The following is a 15,538-nucleotide window of genomic DNA, read 5'->3' as shown; positions in this document are numbered from 1 at the left end:
AGTTCTTTTAGTTGTTGATTTCATAACACTCTCCAATTTTGGGGTGGAAAGTGTCAACCTTATTTAGGACGGCACATCTACGATCTAAAAAGCCCAATACAATTTGGGCTTTTTTCTTTCAAAATCAAAATAATAAAATTTTGAGAAATAAGGCGTAAGGATTAATCAATGTTCGGATTGACACGAACAATATCGCTCTCTTCTCCGCTGAATTGTTTTTTAAGCTCTTGTTTTGATTTAAAACTGATTTCACCACCGGCTGCAACCGTCATATGCTGCGCATCAGTATTATGTTTTGATTGATACAACATCACAGCTTGCATACACGAATCTCGCTGCTCTTTAGAAAGTGTTGTACCCTCAGGCCATCTTCCCGTTTCTACTGCATACACTAAGCGATCATAAACTTCTGGAGTCATCGCTTGTAATAGTTGTTCTGCGTCCATAGTGTACCTTCTTATTACATTCTATTTACAGAACATAACGGGTTAAGAAACTGAGTCAAGAATACGAAAATGAATTGGTGTAACGGATCACAAGCAAAGCCATGAAAAGAACAAACTGGTTACTTCTCAGCCTCGCATGTTTTGCGCTATCGGGCTGTTTTGAAGGTAACGTGACAACCGAAGAGTTGTGCCAAAAAACACCAGAGCTGCGTTGCGAGCAGCTCAATATGGATGACGGCCAATGTCGAATTCCAAGAACAAATTTGGTTTGGCATCGGTTTGAGCAATTGAAAAACCCATCAGAGGCCAACCAAATCATCGAATACGGTCTGGTCGCTGAATATAGGAAATGCTTAGAACTCGCCTCCCAGATCACCCCTATTGATCAAAGTGCTCTCAAAAGACAACGCTTTAATGCATTGGTACACAGTATTGATGAGCTAGAGCGCATCGTAAACGAGTTAAAAGGCTCAGAAGACCCGGCTACTTTGTATTTCTTATGGTCTCAAACGGGAGATACTCAAGCTCGGCGCGCATTTTTACAAATGGAAGGGTCTCCCCAATTAAATAATGCTGAGATGCAATATGCATTAGCCACTTTTTATACCAACCGAGATACCAAGAAAACCCTGGAGCTTCTTAATAACGCGTTGTCTTTATCTGATGAAGACAACATCAATCCGGTCATTCTCAAGTCAATGGCAAGTATTCATCAGGGGCTTGGAGACAAAGAGCAAGCGTATCTATGGGCAATGGTCGCGAAAAGATTCGACGTACCGCTTGCTGATGAAAAGCAGCTCCAACGTATGTTCAATTTCAGTCATCCAGAGCGATATAAGCAGTTGGATGAATTAGCCGAATCGGTGGCGAAAGCCATAGAGAAAGGTATCTATTCCCCAGCAATGATACCCAGTGAGATATAAACGAAAAACTCCCGCAATGAGCGGGAGTTTTTATTTAAGTCGAGCGACACTCAGATCACTGTTGAGCTTGAATCATCCTGAAAGGATAAAACAATCTCGAGCACAATTTTGTCGTTATTATTCTGATTTGTTGAAAATTAACGACACAGAATTAACACAAAAACGCTCTCCTGTGGTCTGTGGGCCATCTTCAAAAACGTGCCCTAGATGGCTATCACACGTTGCACAACGAATCTCTGTACGTACCATTCCGTGACTTAGATCTTCTAAATAACGCACCGCTTGATCGTTGATAGGCGCATCAAAACTTGGCCATCCGCAGCCAGAGTCATACTTGTTATCAGAGACAAAGAGAGGGGCATTACAACAAGTACAAGCATAAACACCAGTTTCCTTATTATGCAGTAGCTTACCGCTGAAAGGAGGCTCTGTACCTTGCTCTCGGCAAACACGGAACTCTTCATCAGACAGTTGCTCACGCCACTGTTCATCTGACTTCGTCACTTTTTTCCCGCTTTGTTCCACGACTTTCGGCTCCTTATTTACTGTTCTTGGTATTGACTTTTTTAGCAAAAAACTTGCTTCTCTTAACAGTTGTAGCACATACTTTCTCACCAGGACACCATGCGTAATTAATTTGATAAGAGCACTTATCTCACCAGTTATATTACGCCAACTGGGCTACAGAAGAATCAGTTAAAAGTTTAAAAAACGTACATTTGCAAAGAATTGTTAAAAAAAGCGTCGCTTTTTTTTGACTTTAAACAAGTTAAGTCCGATTATCACTTGCAGATGTTTACTGGATTCTGTAATTTTACTACCAGTTATCTTTAATCAGAAATTAAGTTGTGGAGCAACTATAATGACTATCAAAGTAGGTATTAACGGTTTTGGCCGTATCGGTCGTTTCGTATTCCGTGCAGCGCAAGAGCGCAACGACATCGAAGTAGTAGGTATTAACGACCTTATCGATGTAGATTACATGGCATACATGCTTAAGTATGACTCAACTCACGGCCGTTTCAACGGTACTGTTGAAGTTGAAGGCGGTAACCTAATCGTTAACGGTAAAACTGTACGTGTTACTGCAGAGCGCAACCCTGAAGACCTAAAATGGGACGAAATCGGTGTTGACGTTGTAGCTGAAGCAACTGGTCTTTTCCTAACTGACGAGACTGCACGTAAGCACATCACTGCTGGCGCGAAAAAAGTTGTACTAACTGGTCCTTCTAAAGACGCTACTCCAATGTTCGTTAACGGCGTAAACTTCGACACTTACGCTGGTCAAGACATCGTTTCTAACGCTTCTTGTACTACTAACTGTCTAGCGCCTATCGCTAAAGTTCTTAACGACAAGTTCGGTATCGAATCTGGTCTTATGACTACAGTTCACGCAACTACAGCAACTCAAAAAACTGTAGATGGTCCTTCTGCTAAAGACTGGCGCGGTGGTCGTGGTGCTTCTCAAAACATCATCCCATCTTCAACTGGTGCTGCTAAAGCTGTAGGCGTTGTACTTCCAGAAGTAAACGGCAAACTAACTGGTATGGCTTTCCGTGTACCAACTGCTAACGTTTCTGTAGTTGACCTAACTGTTAACCTAGTTAACGGTGCTTCTTACGAAGACATCTGTAAAGCGATGAAAGAAGCTTCTGAAGGCGAACTAAAAGGCGTTCTAGGCTACACTGAAGATGCAGTTGTATCTCAAGACTTCATCGGCGAAGTTTGCACTTCAGTATTCGATGCTAAAGCTGGTATCGCGCTAACTGACAAATTCGTTAAAGTTGTATCTTGGTACGACAACGAAATCGGTTACTCAAACAAAGTTCTAGACCTAATCGCTCACATCTCTAAGTAATTAGAAAGTTAGCAATTAGCGAATAACTTCGTTAAAGAAAAGGCGGCTCTAGAGTCGCCTTTTTTGTATCTGGAATTTGAGAGAATGCAGGCTCGATGTTGCATTTAATGTGCGAAGCGCGTCTAAAAGCTCTCCCCCAGCGATAGGAAACTACACATGGATTTAAAAACTCTCCCAGCCCTAACGGTGCTATCTGATAACGTCACTATCGTTGAAGTTGATCAGATAAAAATCGTCCGCGTGATTCATGACAAAGCAACGGCAGGCATCTCGCTACACGGTGGTCATGTCGTGTCGTTCACGCCTGAAGGTCAAGAAGATCTGATCTGGATGAGCGAAAAAGCTGTCTTCGATGGTAAAGCTGCTCTTCGCGGTGGTATTCCGGTTTGTTGGCCTTGGTTTGGGCGTATTGCTGCTCCAGCTCACGGCTTTGCCCGCACCGCAGAATGGGAGTTGGTTGAACATCGTGAGAACCATAACGGTGTGATTGTTGAACTTGCTCTGTTCCCGACAGAAGAAATCCACGATATTTGGCCCCATATGTTTGACGCTCGTTTGGTGATTGAAGTGGGCGATGAGCTAAAAGTGACGCTCAAAGTCATGAACATTGATGACGAGGCTTGGACCTTCTCTGGCGCATTACATACTTACCTAAACGTTGGAGACATTAAGCAAGCACAAACGACAGGCATGGGTGCCGAGTACATTGATAGCTTGAAAGCTGATGCGGTATGCCAAGGTGGTAATGTTCTACAACTAACTGACACCATTGACCGCGTTTACACGCAACCAGAAGCGAAAATTTTGGTAAAAGACCCGGTATTGGATCGTACGCTAAGCGTACACAACCAAGGCCACAACTCAGCAGTATTATGGAACCCTTGGGCAGAAGGTGCGCAAAGCATGGGTGACATGGCTGACGATGGTTATCAAACCATGTTGTGTGTGGAGTCTACTGTTCATGCACCAAGTATTGAGCAAGGTCAAACCCTCCAACCAGGTGAGACACATGAACTTGTCACTGTCATTTCAGCGCAGTAAGAATCACCATATAAAGGCCGGGATACCCGGCTTTTTTTGTAATAAAAGCTCTGCTTAGATGGTCCTATCTTTACTAACTTATTGGTTACTGGTCACTTTTGACGGTTTCATTAATAAATATCAAAAAAATTGATCATATAAACCGATAGCATACCGATACAAAACTCATAAATAATAAAAATATCAGGAATTAGTCTATGTTAGAGAGATACCGAAATCAAAGTGTCGGATTCCAGTTGAAACTGGTGATCACTTTGTGTCTATTCATTGCTTTCAGCAGTATTGCAGCGCTTGTTTACCGCAACGCTTCCGATGTTCTATTGGAAAGCACACTGAAAGAACACCAATCTAAAGTAGAATCAATGGCAAAAACCATTGCTGGCCAATTCGATGCTTACCTGCACACCGCTAAAGTCCTCGAATCTACTTTTCGCAATGGCTACCTTGCCGGTGTCTATGTCGAAAATTACACGGTTGACTTCATGGGACATGAAGTACCAAACATCACTCAATACAGTGAAAGCTTAATTAATGACACCAAGTTGGTCGACAGTTTCACACGTGATACCGGCGCTATAGCAACGCTATTCGCACCATTGGGTGACGACTTTATTCGGGTGTCCACCTCCCTAAAAGATCCACAAGGTCAGCGAGCGGTCGGAACCACGCTAGGCATCAACCATCCTGGTTATCAGCAACTTAAAGCAGGACAACCGTATTACGCTCAAATTAAATTGTATGGCGAGCGCTACATTACCTACTATGCCCCAATCAAAGATGCGACAGGAAAGGTAGCAGGCCTATCGTTTATTGGCTTACCAGTAGACCAAGCGACACAAACCTTATTCGATGCACTCGAAGAGATAAAATGGGGCGACACTGGTTACACCATTATCGTTGATAACGACGACAACAATCTTGGTAAATACCTACTTCATCCAGCAAAAAGCGGCTCAGATTCGTCAATACTAGAAGTCGCCGACTACAATGGTCACAAGCCTTTTGGTCAGATTTTCGAACAATCTAGTGGATTAATTCGCTACCCTTTCGAGTACCAAGGTAACGTAGGCGAAAAGTATCTTGTCTACACAGAGGTTCCAGGTTGGAATTGGAAACTGCTAGGCGGTACGTTTATCAAAGAAGTTACAAAAGGTAGCGACACGCTTCTCACACTCATTGCCATCATTTCTTCGGTAGCGGCAATCATTACTTTTGTTGTACTGACGCTTTTCTTGAATCGCAGCTTACAACCTCTCACGACTCTAAACTCATACATGACTCGCTTAGCGGGCGGCGAAGTCAGCTTGAACATTCCAGCGTCTCGTAAAGCATCAAAGAATGAAATTACGAACCTGAGCTCGGGTGTCGCCAGTATGGCAAGTCAGCTCAATGAACTCGTTGGTAAGATCCGTTCAACAAGCGACTTAGTGGAGAGCAACTCCACCAGCGTTGCCAACGATGCACATAGCAATTTGACCCAAGCCGACCGACAACAACAAGAAGTCGAGCAAGTTGTGACAGCGATTGAAGAAATGGCCTCTTCCGCTCAATCTGTCGCACAACAAGTCGAAAGCATTGCGGAAAACGTACGCTCAGCAAATACTGATAGTCAATCTGGTCTCGCGATTGTTGAAGGCGTATGTATCGACGTTGCTCAACTTAACGATCAATTGGATCAATCAGCAACGGCTATCGAGCAAGTAAATCGCGATAGCGAGAGTATTCAAACCGTCACTAAAATGATTGATGAAATTGCTGAGCAAACCAATTTACTTGCCTTGAATGCCGCTATTGAAGCTGCTCGAGCAGGTGAACAAGGCCGTGGCTTCGCAGTTGTAGCAGATGAAGTGCGCACACTTGCGCACCGAACCCAAAGCTCAGTTCAAGATGTCGTGGAAATTATCGAGAAACTAAAAGGGTCGACTCATAATGCAGTTAATATGATGACAGACAGCCAACGCAGTGCAAACCAGGTCTTGGACAAAGCACAAGACGCGGGCACAGCATTAGAAGCCATCGCAGTACAAGTGCAGTCGATAGCCTCTCAAGCCGACGCCATTGCAGCGACTTCAGAAGAACAAGCTCAAGTTTCACAAGAAATTGCAGCAAATGCCCATTCTATCAGTGAACTTAACCGAGAAAGCCGCAACACGAGCGCAAAAACCTCGCAAAGTGCCATTGAACTTCAACAACAAGCACGAAACTTGAAAGAGCAAGTCGACTTCTTCCACTAATACTTAATAAGAGCCGACCCAGTCGGCTCTTTTTGTTTCACTTGAGACCATGCTTTTTGATAGAATTTGCCGCCCTACTTTCTGTTCGAGATCGTCATGAACTATCAATGCCCTCTATGCCACCAAGCTCTAGCGTTAAATGAAAAAACGTTTAAGTGCGAAAACAATCATCAGTTTGACTTAGCAAAAGAAGGCTACGTTAACTTGATGCCAGCGCACCACAAACGTTCTAAAGATCCTGGTGACAATAAAGAGATGATGCAAGCTCGTCGTCGATTCCTTGAAGGAGATTACTACAACCCAATGCGCCAAGAAGTGGCGCAGCTGTGTGCAACATACACTGAGGGGAGCACTCATCAATTATTAGATATTGGTTGTGGTGAAGGTTACTACACAGATCAAGTACAAAGGACGATAGAAACACAAGCGAACCATGCCACGATTTATGGCTTAGACATTTCCAAAGTTGCCATTCGTTACGCGGCGAAGCGTTACACGCACTGCAACTTTAGTGTGGCTTCTAGTCACCGACTTCCCTTCGCAAATGAATCCTTAGATGCCATTTTGCGCATTTATGCCCCGTGTAAAGCTGAGGAGCTGCAGCGCGTTGTAAAAAACGACGGCGTTGTTGTAACGGTTACTCCTGCTAGCCGCCACTTATACCAACTGCGTGAGCGCATTTATCAAGAAGTTCGTCTTCACAATGAAGAACCAGAACATATTGAAGGGTTTGAATTAGAGCACCAGCAGCATCTTAACTATGTTATGGACTTGAAAAACGGAGCCGCAATCGATTTATTGCAAATGACGCCATTCGCATGGAAAGCAACCGATGCTCTTCGTGAAGAGTTGAAATCCGCTACACTTTTCCAATGTGAGGCTGATTTTATTTTGCGTGTATATCGCAAAAAAACACTCAATTAATAAGTCAAAAAAACAACAAACGCAAATAGTTATCATTTATATTGATTCATTGCTCAGCCTCCATTAATATCATCCGGACATTTTTGGAGGCTTTTCAATGCGCTTTTCTACTTTGAGCTTGCTCTTTGCAGGCTTACTTACTGGTTGCTCTTCATATACGCACACCAACTCTCACGCAACCTCAGCGGAAGTCACTAGTTTTTACGACTATCAACTATACACCCCTTCTGGCGAGCACATCGCTCTAAGCAAACTGCCAATTGAGCTGCAACAAGCAGATGTCATTCTTATTGGTGAATGGCACACACACGCCGGCGTTCATCGCTTTCAAACCGATATGCTCAAACAACTTACGTCCTACGACCGCTCACTCGCGTTATCTATGGAACAATTTACCCGCGACAAACAACCTGTTGTTGACGCTTACCTACGTGGGGAGATCGGCGAACAGTACTTAATGAAACAAGCCAACGCTTGGCCCAATTATGAAAGCGACTATCGCCCTCTCGTGGAGTTTGCTAAGCAGAAAAATCTCCCGGTCATTGCAGCAAATGCACCAAAGAGCATTGTCCGATGCATTGGTCGACAAGGGCTAGATTACATTAACAAGCTCGATGATGATCAGCGGATGTTCATTGCACAAGCCATCAACACTGGTAGTAGTCCGTACAAAGAAAAGTTCATGGCATCCATGCATCACGGTAAGCCAGAGCAGACGGAAAAACAGTTTGCAGCTCAAGTTACTTGGGATGAAACTATGGCGGAATCTATCGTTAGCTATCTAGACGACAACCCAGGCGCTCAGATTGTCCATGTTGCGGGCAAGTTTCACACCGAGCAAGGGTTGGGTACGGCAGCATCAATCTTAAGCCGCAACCCGAGCTTAAAAGTGGTTGTAATTAGCCCAACAGATAACGTGCTTTCTGATAATACAGACTATCAGTTAGAGGTTCTCGCACCACCAGTACGGTATGTACAAGATGCTCACCGCATGGCGGCATATCAACATCTAACTAAACGCAATAACGATCTTCAATGTAAGTAGCTGGTCTTCAATTTAAGTTACTACCTTGTCGTTGCGTTGCATCATCACACCGCTCCGAGTTCATAGAGTGACAACGGTCTGCTTCCTGCTGGTCTATTTTTTGCTAAAGATCACCAATAGAAACTAGAAGCGGCAAAAGCAGACCTGTTTTTATCCAAATAGCTTCAGAAATAAACTTTGCCGCCGATAAAAATATAACTGCTTTTTACCCGCACTCAGTGACCGAGTGTCGATGTTCCAAGGAGTATTCGATGAATCCAGTAGGAAGCACTTCTGTTAATAGCTATGCCAAACAATCTGTCGCCTCTAAACAAGCAAGTATTGCACAAGAAGAAACTAGTGCTTCGCCGCTGAAAGTCGAACACAATAAGGTGACGCTTTCGACCGAAGGCAAAGCGCTACTTGCCGCTCTGCAACAAATCGAGCACGACAGCAAGAAAATAGAAGCAGAAGATAAATCTGTTGGTGAAAAGGTCGAATCTTTCACGCATGGTGCGCTTGGCATGGATCACCCTGATAAAATCGAGAAAGAAGAGGATGGCTCATATTCTGCGGGTCAATACCTGTCTGCGGCACTTACCGTTGGTGGCATCATATTGGCATTAGTCTGATAACCAGTCTGATAATCGTCACGACAACAAATCCTATTTGAACCAAACACTTACTGCAGCCCATAATTTAATAAGCCAAAGAACGATATGATGCAAACGTAAGTGAATTCGACCGCTCTTGTGGCCCGATAATACATGCTCGTTTATTGCTCCCTAAACTAGGTTTCTTGTGAAGGCACTGAATGGATAACTTTAGTCCATGCTTTCAACTCCTAAGCGTAATCCAAGCCCACGTTTGTGGGCTTTCTTCTTTCCAAACTAACGAACGTTAGAGAGCGACTCATTTTTTCTGCAAAACCAAACAAAAACGACAATTTGGTTAAACTTTTATTACCGAAACAAAACTTTCATAAATCATTGCTTTAATGCCTGCGCTTTCAATAAACAAGGAAAATATAATGAAGCGCTTAGTATCTCCAATCGTTACGGCAGTGGCTGCATCTACCCTCTCTTTCAACGCACTCTCAGCTGAAATCAAAAACGTCATTTTGATGATCGGCGACGGCATGGGTCCTCAACAAGTAGGTTTACTCGAGACCTACGCAAAACACGCACCTAACTCGGTTTACAAAGGCGAAAGCACAGCATTATACAAACTCGCTCAAGAAGGTGTGATTGGATCATCACTGACCAATCCAGAAGACGCAATTGTCGTCGACTCTGCGTGCTCAGCTACGATGCTAGCGACAGGAATCCCTACCGCTTCTGAAGTCATTGGCATTGATAGCCAAGGCAACCATGTCGAAACTATTTTGGAAAAAGCCAAAAGTAAAGGTAAGGCAACAGGGCTCGTCTCTGATACACGCATGACCCACGCAACGCCAGCAGCATTTGCCGCTCATCAACCACATCGTTCACTAGAAAACAGTATTGCGGCGGATATGCTCGAAACTGGCGTAGACGTGATGATGTCTGGGGGACTTCGTCATTGGATTCCAAAGTCGACAAACGACAAGGGAGAGACATACGAGCAACTTGAAAAGCTCACTCAAGGTAATGTCTACCTAAAATCGAAACGCAAAGACGAACGCAACTTGCTTGCCGAAGCGCAAGACCAAGGCTATAGCTTAGCTTTCAGCCGCGATATGCTCACACAAGCTAAAGGTGACAAATTACTTGGACTTTTTGCTTACTCGGGCATGAACGATGGTATTGCCTACAGTCAAAGCAAAAACGATCCAAAACGCACGCAGCCATCGCTGAAAGAAATGACCACCAAAGCAATCGACATTCTTTCAAAAGACAAAGACGGTTTTTTCTTGATGGTTGAAGGCGGCCAAATTGACTGGGCTGGCCACAGTAACGATGCAGGTACGATGCTGCATGAAATGCTTAAATTCGATGAAGCGGTAAACTCAGTTTATGAGTGGGCAAAAGGCCGTGATGACACCCTGATCATTGTTACTGCAGACCACGAAACCGGCTCTTTTGGCTTTAGCTACTCATCAGCAAACTTGCCTAAACCACAAAAACGCGACGGCGAAGCATTCAAAAATCAGGATTACGCGCCAAACTTCAACTTTGGTCAGTTCGAGATCCTCGATGGCTTATACAACCAAAAGAAAAGTTACTACGGCATGATCAGTGAATTCCAAGCGCTTGATAAGAAAGAGCAAACTCCAGAGAAGTTTGCGGAAGTCGTGAACGCAAATAGCGATTTTTCGATTACGCCTGAGCAAGCAGAACGCGTATTAGCAAGTAAACCAAATCCATACCGACTCGCTGGACACAAATACTTAAGCGAAGAGAACGTTCCGACAATCAATGACTTTGATGCTTTCTTTCCTTACAACGACCGTGGCAACTTGCTAGCGCGTGAGCATGCAACAAAGCAAAACACAGTATGGGGGACGGGTACTCATACGCATACTCCTGTCAACGTATTTGCTTGGGGACCTGCAGAAACTATCCTTCCAGTATCAAAAATCATGCACCACTCGCAACTAGGCGAGTACTTGAAGCAACAAATTAAATAATCAACTTGCACTTACTTCACAACTCGTGATGTTTCAACGCTCTCGCAAGGGAGCGTTTTTTTATGCATGAAAACAGTTGACGTTTTAAATCGTACACCACAATAATTATGGGTCTTTAATTATATGAATAAAGAAAATGTGCGAAATCTTTGCTAAGCAACCCCAAGACAACTATCAGTTCATCACCCGCTCTATCCGTATTGATGGTCACGCGACCAGTGTAAAACTTGAAGCGAGCTTTTGGACAATTCTTGAGGAAATCGCTAGTGCTCAAAACATGACGGTTCCTAAATTCATAAGCACTGTTTATCAAGAAGCACTCGAATACAATGGTGAAGTGAACAACTTTGCCTCCTTACTCAGATGCGCCTGCCTCACGTACGCTCGCCAACCTCAAGAGACCACTCGTCAAGCACTTGCGCAACTTAACAGTTAATAGCAACCAACCGACCAATAACCATCCTAAGCTATGTATCCGTATTATAACCCCTTGAGCATCTTCTAATTTGTCGTACTAGAGTACTACCCAGACTCCTTTTGAAATCGCTAACCTATGCGGACTATCAAGGAGTACCCATGACAAAAATGATTCACACCATGATCCGAGTAAGTGATCTGGACCGCTCTCTACAATTTTACTGTGACGTACTTGAACTAGAAGTCGCTGATCAATACATCTTTGATGGCTTTTCTCTAACCTATCTAGCCAACCAAGAAACAGGCTTTGAATTGGAACTGACGCACAATCACGACCAAAGTGAGCCCTACACTCACGGCTCAGGCTACGGCACCTTGCCGTCAGCGTGGAGGACATTGAACAAGCCCACAAACGCATTAAATCTCTCGGCATTGAAACTGGTGACATCAAAGCCTTTGACCATCAACAAAAGCATTTAGCAACGTTCTTTTTTGTAACCGACCCTGATGGTTACAAAATTGAGTTCCTGCAACGCCAAGGGCGTTACCTATAACAAAAAGAGTAAACATTATGATGCACTTGACGGCTACCTTTCATGCACAACCGGGAAAAGAACAAGAGTTGAAAGAGGTACTTACCCAAGCGCTTGAACCTACTCGCAATGAAGAAGGTTGCGTTCGTTATCAATTGTTCCAAGATAAAGACAATGCATGCCACTTCGTTTTTCAGGAGCAATTTAAAGACCAACAAGCATTTGAGCTTCATGGTAAAACAGAACACTTTGCTCTTTTGATTAGCCAGATCGACAACTTGTTAGAATGCGAGCCGAAACTGGTGTTCTTCGACGAACTGTAACAATAACGCTAACCGAAGATCAAAAAAGGCACTCTACCTAGAGTGCCTTTCACTTGTTAGGACCTGTGATTAAGCGTCTTGCTTCTCCACCATATGCAAATGCACATCTTGTTGTGGGAAAGGAATCGAAATACCTTCTCGGTCGAAGCGTAGTTTCACTTCTTTTGTCACATCCCAGTATACATCCCAGTAATCATCCGTTTTTACCCAAGGACGCACAATAAAATCTACAGAAGACGTATTTAATGTATGAACTTTGATCATTGGCTCTGGAGTGCGAAGTACCGAAGGGTGAGAGGTAATGATATCAGACAATACTGACTCCGCTTTTAAGAGGTCATCCGCATAGCCAATGCCAAACACCATATCCACGCGGCGAATGCGTTCATGCGTGACGTTCTTAATAACATCTCCCCAGATTTTGCTGTTAGGAACAATAATAATTTGGTTATCAAACGTACGGATTGTGGTGTTCACCAAACTCATATGGCTTACCTTGCCATCCACACCGCCAGCATACACAAAATCACCAACATCAAATGGGCGATAAATAAGCAGCATCATACCCGCCGCGAAGTTGGATAACGTGTCTTGCAACGCGAAACCAATAATCACACCAGCAATACCGAAACCGGTTAGGATTGGCGCTAGGTTCAAACCAAGCTGAGATAAGCCCACCATGATACCGATCACCCACACGAATTTGCCGGACATCGAGATAAAGAAGTCCTGCATCAAGTGGGAAAGTTTTAAGTTTTTCGATGCAACTGCTTTACGGACGACTTTGCGCGTTAACTTAGCCAGTCCGCGAGCGATCAATAAAATCAGCGCAAAAACAAACAACTGGAAGATATGCTGCGGTGCATTCTCGGCAAACCAATCCAGTGCCGAGTTGGACCAGTGACTCAATATTGACCACACAACTTTGGTATTTAGTAAATCATGGGTGATATTACCCGTCACTTCAAAAATTTGGCGTTTGTATTCAGACGTTTCTAAACCGACTTTATCACCAATTGAAATCAGGTTGCGTAAGCTTTCTGTCGCAATATTTAGCCTTTGTTTAGTAATGAGCTGACTAAGTTGCAACGACGCTTTTTCCGACTCTGGGCTAGACGAAAGTTGGGAGCCAATGATCTCACTTTGCTGACTCAAGTACTCAATAGAAGCAGACAGTAAGCGCATACGTTTATCAATTTTATCTTTTAGTTCCGCTTCTGCACGCTCGTTTTGGGCCCCTAGCTCCTTCAACCAAGCGAGATTTTGCCAGCTCGAATCGAAGCTAACATCAAGATAACGCTGTAGCTCTCGATAATCATTAACAAGAGCAAGCTTCTCTTCATCCTTAGCCTTATTTAAATCCTCGACGACTTTCTTTATTTTTTCCGATAGATAGTTCGTTGCGTCCTCAGAGTATTGTTCTTGTTTTTTAACTAGCAAGATCAGCTTGTCGCGAGAGATAGTTTCACGTTCAATCGCTGACGCTAACTGGCTTCTTAATTCTTCATTCTTTTGGAATAGTTGCAGTTGAAGGGCATCACGCTCGTCGCCACTCGCTTGCGAGAGGCTTTGGGATAAATCCACAATCTCTCGGTTCAAGTTGTCAATCGAGATTTCGGCTGCAGAAGGCTCTTGGATATCGTCAGTAGCAGTCGCATGAACAGCCATTGGGGAGAGCATAATGACGGCAAGTGCGAATAATGTCACCCAAGATGTCAGGCGCAGTTTCTGGGGGAAATGAAACGTCATGTTTACCTCATAGGAAACAATCCTGATCAAAACAATCAGGAATAGAAGTGTAAAGCGTTGAAATCATACTCCTAAGTTTACAACACTAAATAATAAACTGAGCAGCATTTCGTTAGCGAGATGTCAAAGTTGGGAGCCCCAATAGCAAACAAGCCTTTCATTTAATCAATGAAAGGCTTGTTTGTATTCGACTAAGGACGGTTGGGATGATTTAAAATATGGTCTTCCCAATCCACCACATCAATCTCGTAAACGACTTTGTTACGGACACTTTCCCCTGCCGCATGCATTGCGGACTTAGAGCCTGTAATCAGCGGATGCCATTCTGGTAAAGGCTGCTTTTCAGCCAACAGACGGTAAGCGCACGTGTGTGGCAGCCAAGTAAAATCGTCAATGTCTTCTCGGGTCAGCTTGGTGCACTCTTCACCCGAAGTGAAACGGTTTGGGTAATCCTTACACGAACACGTTTTACTGTTCAGCCAGCTACAAGCCACATTGGTATAGTAGATTTCATCGGTATCTTCATCCATAAGCTTATGCAAACAACATTTGCCACAACCATCACAGAGAGATTCCCATTCCTCTTCTGTCATCTGCTCTAACGATTTACTTTGCCAAAATGGAGTGCTCATACTTCAAGTCTCACCAAGGGAATTTAGGGGGCGATTTATACTCTTCTCAACGCAAAAGTTCAAGTTTTGAGAAGATCTTGCATCCTTCCCACATAACGGTGGAGATATTCAACTACTTTCGTTTTACTGTTCTATCCTTAAACAAGTTTCCATTACTCAATTTATCAAGAAGGCATTAAGGAGTTTTCATGGGTATTATTTCTTGGATTATTTTGGGCTTAATCGCCGGCGCACTTGCTAAATGGCTCATGCCAGGAAAAGATGGGGGCGGTTGGATTGCAACAATGTTACTTGGTATTGCAGGGGCATTTGTAGGTGGCTTCCTTGGCGGCATTCTCGGTTTCGGCGAAGCAACTGGCGTCAACATTGGTAGTATCATTACCGCAACACTAGGCGCATTTATTCTGTTGTTTGTTTATAACCGTTTCTTAAAATAATCACGATGATTTAAAAGCAAAAAACCAAAAAGGGAGCGTAATGTTAAGCGCACCCTTTTATTTTTTTCTTTCTTCACTCTTCCAATCCACGTCAAAATGACCATAATTGCCCCCTTAATTTTTAAGAGGTTTACATTATGGATTGTCGATTAGGATGTGGAGCGTGTTGTATTGCGCCAAGTATCTCTTCACCAATACCTGGAATGCCCAAGGGCAAACCTGCAGGTGTTCGTTGTGTGCAACTCAACGACGACAATTTGTGCAAGCTATTTGGTAAGCCTGAACGCCCCAAAGTCTGTCACGATTTTAAACCGTGTCCGATTGTATGCGGCAACACCAATCAAGAAGCACTCGACAACATCACTGAATTAGAACAATTGACGTAATGC

General features: G+C 43.7%; 16 protein-coding genes and 1 pseudogene. 13 read left to right on the top strand and 4 right to left on the bottom strand.

Annotated elements, in window-relative coordinates; translation table 11 throughout:
- Window positions 1–161 precede the first annotated feature (161 nt).
- Window positions 162–446, bottom strand: coding sequence for a YeaC family protein (locus R7Z10_RS18355; protein WP_005380700.1), 285 nt, complete (start codon window positions 444–446; stop codon window positions 162–164).
- Between the two features lie 101 nt (window positions 447–547).
- On the opposite strand from R7Z10_RS18355, the gene R7Z10_RS18350 reads away from it, so the two are divergent.
- Window positions 548–1,369, top strand: coding sequence for a DUF2989 domain-containing protein (locus R7Z10_RS18350; RefSeq protein ID WP_017821139.1), 822 nt, complete (start codon window positions 548–550; stop codon window positions 1,367–1,369).
- A 117-nt stretch (window positions 1,370–1,486) separates the two neighbouring features.
- Here R7Z10_RS18350 and msrB read toward each other — a convergent pair whose 3' ends face one another.
- Complete coding sequence (gene msrB, locus R7Z10_RS18345) at window positions 1,487–1,894, bottom strand: peptide-methionine (R)-S-oxide reductase MsrB (RefSeq protein WP_005380698.1); 408 nt, start codon at window positions 1,892–1,894, stop codon at window positions 1,487–1,489.
- Window positions 1,895–2,231: 337 nt separating this feature from the next.
- Here msrB and gap point away from each other — a divergent pair, with 337 nt between their 5' ends.
- The 10 genes and pseudogenes from gap (at window position 2,232) to R7Z10_RS18295 (ending at window position 12,331) form a co-directional block, all read left to right on the top strand.
- A complete protein-coding gene (gene gap, locus R7Z10_RS18340) occupies window positions 2,232–3,227 on the top strand; it encodes a type I glyceraldehyde-3-phosphate dehydrogenase (RefSeq protein WP_005380697.1) in 996 nt (331 codons plus the stop codon).
- Between the two features lie 156 nt (window positions 3,228–3,383).
- Window positions 3,384–4,268, top strand: a complete 885-nt coding sequence (locus R7Z10_RS18335) for a D-hexose-6-phosphate mutarotase (RefSeq protein WP_064368686.1) — start codon at window positions 3,384–3,386, stop codon at window positions 4,266–4,268.
- A gap of 197 nt (window positions 4,269–4,465) precedes the next feature.
- Window positions 4,466–6,502 (top strand): methyl-accepting chemotaxis protein, encoded by a 2,037-nt coding sequence (locus tag R7Z10_RS18330; RefSeq protein ID WP_086046942.1) that lies wholly within the window; start codon window positions 4,466–4,468, stop codon window positions 6,500–6,502.
- Window positions 6,503–6,598: 96 nt separating this feature from the next.
- Window positions 6,599–7,426, top strand: a complete 828-nt coding sequence (gene rlmA / locus R7Z10_RS18325) for a 23S rRNA (guanine(745)-N(1))-methyltransferase (RefSeq protein ID WP_318105524.1) — start codon at window positions 6,599–6,601, stop codon at window positions 7,424–7,426.
- Between the two features lie 97 nt (window positions 7,427–7,523).
- On the top strand, window positions 7,524–8,471 hold the full coding sequence (locus R7Z10_RS18320; RefSeq protein ID WP_054701560.1) for a ChaN family lipoprotein: 948 nt from the start codon (window positions 7,524–7,526) through the stop codon (window positions 8,469–8,471).
- Between the two features lie 251 nt (window positions 8,472–8,722).
- Window positions 8,723–9,082: a hypothetical protein gene (locus tag R7Z10_RS18315; RefSeq protein WP_005380688.1), complete on the top strand. Its 360-nt coding sequence runs from the start codon at window positions 8,723–8,725 to the stop codon at window positions 9,080–9,082.
- A 398-nt stretch (window positions 9,083–9,480) separates the two neighbouring features.
- Window positions 9,481–11,058: an alkaline phosphatase gene (locus R7Z10_RS18310; RefSeq protein WP_047104402.1), complete on the top strand. Its 1,578-nt coding sequence runs from the start codon at window positions 9,481–9,483 to the stop codon at window positions 11,056–11,058.
- Between the two features lie 136 nt (window positions 11,059–11,194).
- Window positions 11,195–11,494, top strand: coding sequence for a ribbon-helix-helix domain-containing protein (locus R7Z10_RS18305; protein WP_005384938.1), 300 nt, complete (start codon window positions 11,195–11,197; stop codon window positions 11,492–11,494).
- Window positions 11,495–11,634: 140 nt separating this feature from the next.
- Window positions 11,635–12,029 (top strand): annotated as a pseudogene (locus R7Z10_RS18300) (VOC family protein).
- Between the two features lie 17 nt (window positions 12,030–12,046).
- A complete protein-coding gene (locus R7Z10_RS18295) occupies window positions 12,047–12,331 on the top strand; it encodes a putative quinol monooxygenase (RefSeq protein ID WP_213880855.1) in 285 nt (94 codons plus the stop codon).
- A gap of 69 nt (window positions 12,332–12,400) precedes the next feature.
- On the opposite strand, the gene R7Z10_RS18290 is transcribed toward R7Z10_RS18295, so the two are convergent.
- Both R7Z10_RS18290 and R7Z10_RS18285 read right to left on the bottom strand, forming a co-directional pair.
- A complete protein-coding gene (locus R7Z10_RS18290; RefSeq protein ID WP_182039078.1) occupies window positions 12,401–14,080 on the bottom strand; it encodes a mechanosensitive ion channel family protein in 1,680 nt (559 codons plus the stop codon).
- Between the two features lie 191 nt (window positions 14,081–14,271).
- A complete protein-coding gene (locus R7Z10_RS18285) occupies window positions 14,272–14,712 on the bottom strand; it encodes a YcgN family cysteine cluster protein (RefSeq protein ID WP_005384948.1) in 441 nt (146 codons plus the stop codon).
- Window positions 14,713–14,900: 188 nt separating this feature from the next.
- On the opposite strand from R7Z10_RS18285, the gene R7Z10_RS18280 reads away from it, so the two are divergent.
- Together R7Z10_RS18280 and R7Z10_RS18275 are read left to right on the top strand one after the other, a co-directional pair.
- Window positions 14,901–15,149, top strand: a complete 249-nt coding sequence (locus tag R7Z10_RS18280) for a GlsB/YeaQ/YmgE family stress response membrane protein (protein ID WP_318105520.1) — start codon at window positions 14,901–14,903, stop codon at window positions 15,147–15,149.
- A 137-nt stretch (window positions 15,150–15,286) separates the two neighbouring features.
- Window positions 15,287–15,535, top strand: a complete 249-nt coding sequence (locus tag R7Z10_RS18275; RefSeq protein WP_017820793.1) for a YkgJ family cysteine cluster protein — start codon at window positions 15,287–15,289, stop codon at window positions 15,533–15,535.
- The last annotated feature ends 3 nt before the right edge of the window (window positions 15,536–15,538 follow it).

This window comes from Vibrio sp. Vb1018, assembly GCF_033338775.1.
Lineage (GTDB): Bacteria > Pseudomonadota > Gammaproteobacteria > Enterobacterales > Vibrionaceae > Vibrio > Vibrio alginolyticus.
This window is presented reverse-complemented; position numbering and strand designations above follow the sequence as displayed.

Bases quoted from the DNA above. Each gene is read 5' to 3' on its own strand.
- R7Z10_RS18355 (WP_005380700.1), bottom strand. From the start codon at position 446: ATGGACGCAGAACAACTATTACAAGCGATGACTCCAGAAGTTTATGAT.
- R7Z10_RS18350 (WP_017821139.1), top strand. From the start codon at position 548: ATGAAAAGAACAAACTGGTTACTTCTCAGCCTCGCATGTTTTGCGCTA.
- gap (WP_005380697.1), top strand. From the start codon at position 2,232: ATGACTATCAAAGTAGGTATTAACGGTTTTGGCCGTATCGGTCGTTTC.
- R7Z10_RS18335 (WP_064368686.1), top strand. From the start codon at position 3,384: ATGGATTTAAAAACTCTCCCAGCCCTAACGGTGCTATCTGATAACGTC.
- R7Z10_RS18330 (WP_086046942.1), top strand. From the start codon at position 4,466: ATGTTAGAGAGATACCGAAATCAAAGTGTCGGATTCCAGTTGAAACTG.
- rlmA (WP_318105524.1), top strand. From the start codon at position 6,599: ATGAACTATCAATGCCCTCTATGCCACCAAGCTCTAGCGTTAAATGAA.
- R7Z10_RS18320 (WP_054701560.1), top strand. From the start codon at position 7,524: ATGCGCTTTTCTACTTTGAGCTTGCTCTTTGCAGGCTTACTTACTGGT.
- R7Z10_RS18315 (WP_005380688.1), top strand. From the start codon at position 8,723: ATGAATCCAGTAGGAAGCACTTCTGTTAATAGCTATGCCAAACAATCT.
- R7Z10_RS18310 (WP_047104402.1), top strand. From the start codon at position 9,481: ATGAAGCGCTTAGTATCTCCAATCGTTACGGCAGTGGCTGCATCTACC.
- R7Z10_RS18305 (WP_005384938.1), top strand. From the start codon at position 11,195: ATGTGCGAAATCTTTGCTAAGCAACCCCAAGACAACTATCAGTTCATC.
- R7Z10_RS18295 (WP_213880855.1), top strand. From the start codon at position 12,047: ATGATGCACTTGACGGCTACCTTTCATGCACAACCGGGAAAAGAACAA.
- R7Z10_RS18290 (WP_182039078.1), bottom strand. From the start codon at position 14,080: ATGACGTTTCATTTCCCCCAGAAACTGCGCCTGACATCTTGGGTGACA.
- R7Z10_RS18285 (WP_005384948.1), bottom strand. From the start codon at position 14,712: ATGAGCACTCCATTTTGGCAAAGTAAATCGTTAGAGCAGATGACAGAA.
- R7Z10_RS18280 (WP_318105520.1), top strand. From the start codon at position 14,901: ATGGGTATTATTTCTTGGATTATTTTGGGCTTAATCGCCGGCGCACTT.
- R7Z10_RS18275 (WP_017820793.1), top strand. From the start codon at position 15,287: ATGGATTGTCGATTAGGATGTGGAGCGTGTTGTATTGCGCCAAGTATC.